The following is a 4,724-nucleotide window of genomic DNA, read 5'->3' on the forward strand; positions in this document are numbered from 1 at the left end:
AGGATCAGGTAGGGGAACGGCTCCTCGAGCCTTCGGGAGGCGAACTGGGCCAGGCTGTCGTCGAGGCGCTTGTTGATCGAGGAGATGGCCGAGGCCGAGAAGCTGTGGCCGCACAGCTCCTCGGTGATCGCCTTGACCTTGCGGGTGGAGACGCCTTGGACGTACATCTCGGCCAGGGTGGCGACCAGCGCCTGCTCGGAGCGCTGATAGCGCTCGAACAGCTCGGTCGAGAAGCGCCCGTCCCGGTCCTGCGGCACCCGCAGCTCGAGTTTGCCCACGCGGGTCACCAGGGTGCGGGTGTAATAGCCCGAGCGGTAGCCGAGGCGGGAGGCGGTGCGCTCGCCCTTCTCGGCCTGGAGCGCATCGCTCATCTCGGCTTCGAGCATCTCCTGCATGACGGCCCGCACGATCTCGCGCAGCCCGTCCGGGTTCTGGCTCAGAAGGTCCTTGATGGCGGCCGCGGCAGGTTTATCCTTGGAGTTGGTCATGGTGGGGCTCCTCTCGGAGGGTGACGTTGAACATCACCATCCTGCCATGACCGCCCCGATCAGGCGATTTGCAGAACCTTCACCACACTACTCTTCAGGGGCCTTCGCGGCGGAGCATCCTGACGCACGTCTTCACCTCTGGTGTCAGGACGAGGCGCGCTTGGGCCAGAAGGGCCGGACCACCCGGGTCTGGGATGAGCGCGGGGTGCGCCCGCCGGGCGTGGTCGACCGGCGCTTCGAGAGGCTGTATCTGTTGGCCGCTTGCCGTCCGGGCACGGACGAGGCCTTCGCGCTGGCGCTACCGCGAGTGCACGCCGACGCGATGACGGTGCTTCTGGAGCACTTCTCGCGCCAGCTTGCGCCGGGCGTGCATGCGGTGCTCGTGCTGGATCAGGCCGGCTGGCACGACGAGCGGGCCTTGCATGTGCCCGCGTCCATCACGCTCCTGTCATTGCCGTCGGCCTCGCCCGAGTTGAACCCGGTGGAGCGGATCTGGCTCTATCTGCGTGAGCGGGATCTCTCGCATCGCGTGCTGGACGACGATGGGGCTGTCCTGGAGGCCGTCTGCCGCGCCTGGACCAGGCTTCTTGATGAGGCGGGTCGGCTCACGACACTTACTGCTTATCCTTATCTGACCACGTCAGAAATTCCGTGAGCGGGTATAATCCCTGAAATATAACCGCCAGACCGAAGCGCCGACGGCAATATTGGCTTTCTGGCCAGGTATTTTCTTCTCATTTTGGGGCTGCAGCTCGCACGCTTCGGAACAACGGTCCACTAATGGGATGGACCGGCTGCTTCCCCCGGCGGGTACTCGGCAAAGGCTGGTACCCGCGACAACGGGAGAAGCAGCCATGGAGCCCGAGATAGAGAATCTATTTCCGACCCTTACGATGATTGGCATCGACATCGGCAAAGACGTCTTCTCCCTTGTCGGCTTCGATGCCGAAGGGAAGATCGCCTGCCGTCGCAAGATCAAGCGGGGTGGCAATCACGCCGAGGTGGTATAGGAATGCCTGAGCTGTCCCGTGGCCTCACGCGGGTAAGCCATGTGGGATGCCTCGTGTAATAGTATCTCTCGCATCCAGATGCTTGCTGGATCATTATTGTGAAGGGCAGGCCATTGGACGGCTTCGGTGAATGCGGGAAGTGGCAGCGGCAGTTCAACGATCCGCAGGGGTATCGTCTTTGCGAAATGCTCAACCAGCCGTAAGGGCATGGTTGCTATACGGTTGGTGCCTGATAGCACGGGTGGGAGCATGCTAAAGCTGTCCACCACGACCTCAAGACGTCTCTTGAATCCGTGCTCGAGCAAAAACCATTCCTCGATGGAGGGCTTCCGTGTCCGTCCGAACTTGACCGCAACGTGCCCCATCGACATGTATCTCTCGAATGTAAGCTGCCGCGGTAGCTGCCTGTTCATGCGGCAACCTACACACACAAGTTTCTCGTCAAACAGTGCCACTCTAGGATGCACGCTCGACATGAATACTTCCGGAAGGACTAGAAAATCGACATCACCGCGCCGGAGAAGCTCATCGGGGTCATCGTCGAGAGGCAGCAATTCGAAGCTGACGGCGGGAGCTTCCCGGGCAACACGCTCCACGACCTTTCTAAAAAATACGAGTGTCATGAAATCGGAAAGGATGATCCTGAAGCGGCGCTCCGATTGGGCTGGGTTGAACCGGTCCGAGGAAATGATGGAGAGCTGGATGTGCAGCAGAGCCTCGCGGACTGCGGGGGCGAGCCCTGCCGCACGCGGTGTTAGGACAAGTTCACGGCCCCTCATCGTGAATAGCTCATCGCGGAAATAGGCGCGTAACCGGCCGACGGCCGCGCTCATGGCCGGCTGGCTCAGGTTGATGCTGCGTGCCGCCGCCGTGAGGTTACGCTCGGTCATCAGAGCATCGAGCGCGACGAGGAGATTGAGATCAAGGCCCTTGAAACGCATGGTGTGCAGTGATCCATAGCATGGATGTGGGCGGATTCAAGCGGTCGTCGCAACGGTGAAATTTTAGCTCATCGCAGATACTGGTCCAAGGCCTCGGCAGGGGTTCTCCAGCCAAGGGCCTTTCGCGGCCTGGTATTGAGGGCCAGTGCCACAGCTGAGATGTCATCGACGCTATGCGCGCTGAGGTCGGTCCCCTTTGGAAAGTACTGGCGCAGCAGACCATTGGTTGTTGTTGCCCCGAAAGATCGGACAGATCATCCCGGTTGACGTGAGGCGATGAACTCACGCGGGGAACGATCGCCGAGCGCCTTGTGCGGGTGAAGGCTGTTGTCATGCTCGAACCATAAGGGAAGGCTTTCCATGACCGTTCTCGCATCCGGGATCGGGTTTACCCGGACGTCATCACGCGTGATCGTCCGTACGAAGGCTTCGGCCAGGCCGTTGCTATGCGGGCTCTGCACCGGCGTGGTGCGCGGCTCCAGCCCCATCTCCCGCGCCAGGCTCTTCGTGTCATGCGCGATGTCGCCCGAGCCGTTGTCGGAGAGCCCTTCGATGGTCTCCGGCAGCCGGTTCACGGACCCGAAGCGAGGCTCCACCGCCGTGATCATCAGATCCTGCACGTCCTCGCCCGTGAGTCCTTCGGTCGTGGCCACATGCCCCAGCACCTCGCGATCACAGCAGTCGAGTGCAAACGCCACCCGCACCGTCTCGCCATTGGCGCAGCCGATCTCGAACCTATCCGAGCACCAGCGCAGACTGGAGCGCTCCACGGCAACACGCCCGTCGTGCCAACGTGTCTCAGCTCCGCCAGCATGGCGCTGCAGCAGGAGGTCATGGGCCTTCATCACTCGATAGACCCGCTTGTGATTAGGCGCAGGACGACCCTGCTCACTGCAACAGCTCGAGTTTTTGACATCCGGGCGCATGATGCCGTTATAGAGGTGATGATAGGCGCCGTGCGCTATCTGATGCTCATCAGAGTGTCCCTCCTCGGCCCTAGCAGGGAGGGAGTAGAAGAGGGCCGCGATGACAACGATCGTCATCACGACAGCTAAGGCGTTATAGAAGGCCGCCCAGATTTCGGCACGCCGCATCGAAGCCTCCTTTTCCCTAAGACCGACGCTCGGCCGGGTCGGCATCGCGCCCTCAGTGATCACGAGCGCCTTCACCCGCAGCCGCACAGAGTTACGCCGACATAAGGCGATGATGATTGCGGCAGCACTCCACGCCAATTATCCGCGTGGCTGATTGGATTACACGTTGGTATGGGCTGGCGATGCGCGGGGTATAAGCGGGGATGTCACATCAACCAAGTAAAGGCCTTTCCGGCGCGGGCCTCGCCTGCCTAAGTCCTTGAAAACGCACAATCGGGCATCCGCGCGAGGGGCAGTATGCGTACGTAAAACACTTTGATGTGACGACGCCCTTCCGAGAAGTGCCAGAGCCTAACCTCAGGGGTGTTCCTGAGAACGGACCCTGGGGCCGCATGTGGTCAGCCTTTTGCGAAGGGATCCTCGCATAAGCATCGCTTTACCGGACGCAGAGCAGAATCGCCGAACAATCAAAATGCTTGCCGTTGAACACCACGTCCTCCGTTGTCGGGATTTCAATCATAGTAGCTAAAACTCTGAAACAAACTGTCTGCGCCATAACCCAGCTCGGATCTACTAAGGTGCGACAGCATTCTGCCCACTGGATGAGGACACCTATACTTTGATGTGATTGCTATCGCACAGGGCTGCCGCTAAGGCGCTGTTAGCGCATGAACTCATTGCGTCTGAGGGCGTTTTGCTCGTCCTGATCTGAGGAGGAGCCATGCTGACGGCCGCACAGTGGGCGATGCTGGAGCCTTTGGTGGAACAGTGCCGTCCCAAGGGCAAGACACCGCCGCAGGATCTACGACGGACCATTGAGGCCATGCTCGGCGGCATGAGAATGGTGCCAAAGGGCGGTCCGTCCCCGCTGAGCTGGGGCCGTGGTGGCGCGCGGCTCAGACCTTCATCCGCTGGGCGCGTCGGGGTGTCTGGGAGCGTCTCCTGGTGCAGGAGCACAGCATCCAGCTCGGAATGACGTTCCTCGACGGCAGCAGCGTGCGGGCGCATCAGAAGGCCGCCGGAGCTCGCCGAAAAGGGGCTCTCAAGCTGAGCGAGACCATCGTGAAGCACTTGGCCGCTCTCGTGGCGGCTATGGCACCAAGGTTTGCGTGATGAACTATACCGGAATGTGGGTGATGACGGATTGAGAAAGGCGACGTATCGAGGCGGGTGTCGAGCCTGCCAGAACCT

General features: G+C 61.0%; 4 protein-coding genes and 3 pseudogenes. 3 read left to right on the forward strand and 4 right to left on the reverse strand.

Annotation, left to right across the window (positions count from 1 at the left end; genetic code table 11):
- The coding region (locus JKL46_RS34045) for a transposase (RefSeq protein WP_201842849.1) at positions 1–488 on the reverse strand (488 nt) is incomplete at its 3' end.
- Here JKL46_RS34045 and JKL46_RS34050 point away from each other — a divergent pair.
- Positions 487–1,143: an IS630 family transposase gene (locus JKL46_RS34050; RefSeq protein ID WP_201842851.1), complete on the forward strand. Its 657-nt coding sequence runs from the start codon at positions 487–489 to the stop codon at positions 1,141–1,143. The genes JKL46_RS34045 and JKL46_RS34050 overlap by 2 nt on opposite strands.
- 199 nt (positions 1,144–1,342) lie before the next feature.
- Positions 1,343–1,498, forward strand: a complete 156-nt coding sequence (locus tag JKL46_RS34055; RefSeq protein WP_009489145.1) for a hypothetical protein — start codon at positions 1,343–1,345, stop codon at positions 1,496–1,498.
- Here the strand turns inward: JKL46_RS34055 and JKL46_RS34060 are convergent.
- The 3 genes and pseudogenes from JKL46_RS34060 to JKL46_RS34070 form a co-directional block, all read right to left on the reverse strand.
- Positions 1,480–2,439 (reverse strand): LysR family transcriptional regulator, encoded by a 960-nt coding sequence (locus JKL46_RS34060; protein ID WP_201842853.1) that lies wholly within the window; start codon positions 2,437–2,439, stop codon positions 1,480–1,482. The two genes, JKL46_RS34055 and JKL46_RS34060, sit on opposite strands and share 19 nt — an antisense overlap.
- Positions 2,440–2,507: 68 nt before the next feature.
- Positions 2,508–2,666 (reverse strand): annotated as a pseudogene (locus tag JKL46_RS34065) (transposase); the annotation flags it as partial.
- A gap of 27 nt (positions 2,667–2,693) precedes the next feature.
- Positions 2,694–3,323 (reverse strand): annotated as a pseudogene (locus tag JKL46_RS34070) (DDE-type integrase/transposase/recombinase); the annotation flags it as partial.
- A gap of 931 nt (positions 3,324–4,254) precedes the next feature.
- Between JKL46_RS34070 and JKL46_RS34075 the strand changes: the two are divergent.
- Positions 4,255–4,648: pseudogene (locus tag JKL46_RS34075) on the forward strand (transposase); the annotation flags it as partial.
- Positions 4,649–4,724: the final 76 nt, after the last annotated feature.

Source organism: Microvirga zambiensis WSM3693, from assembly GCF_016735695.1.
GTDB classification, from domain to species: Bacteria; Pseudomonadota; Alphaproteobacteria; order Rhizobiales; family Beijerinckiaceae; genus Microvirga; species Microvirga zambiensis.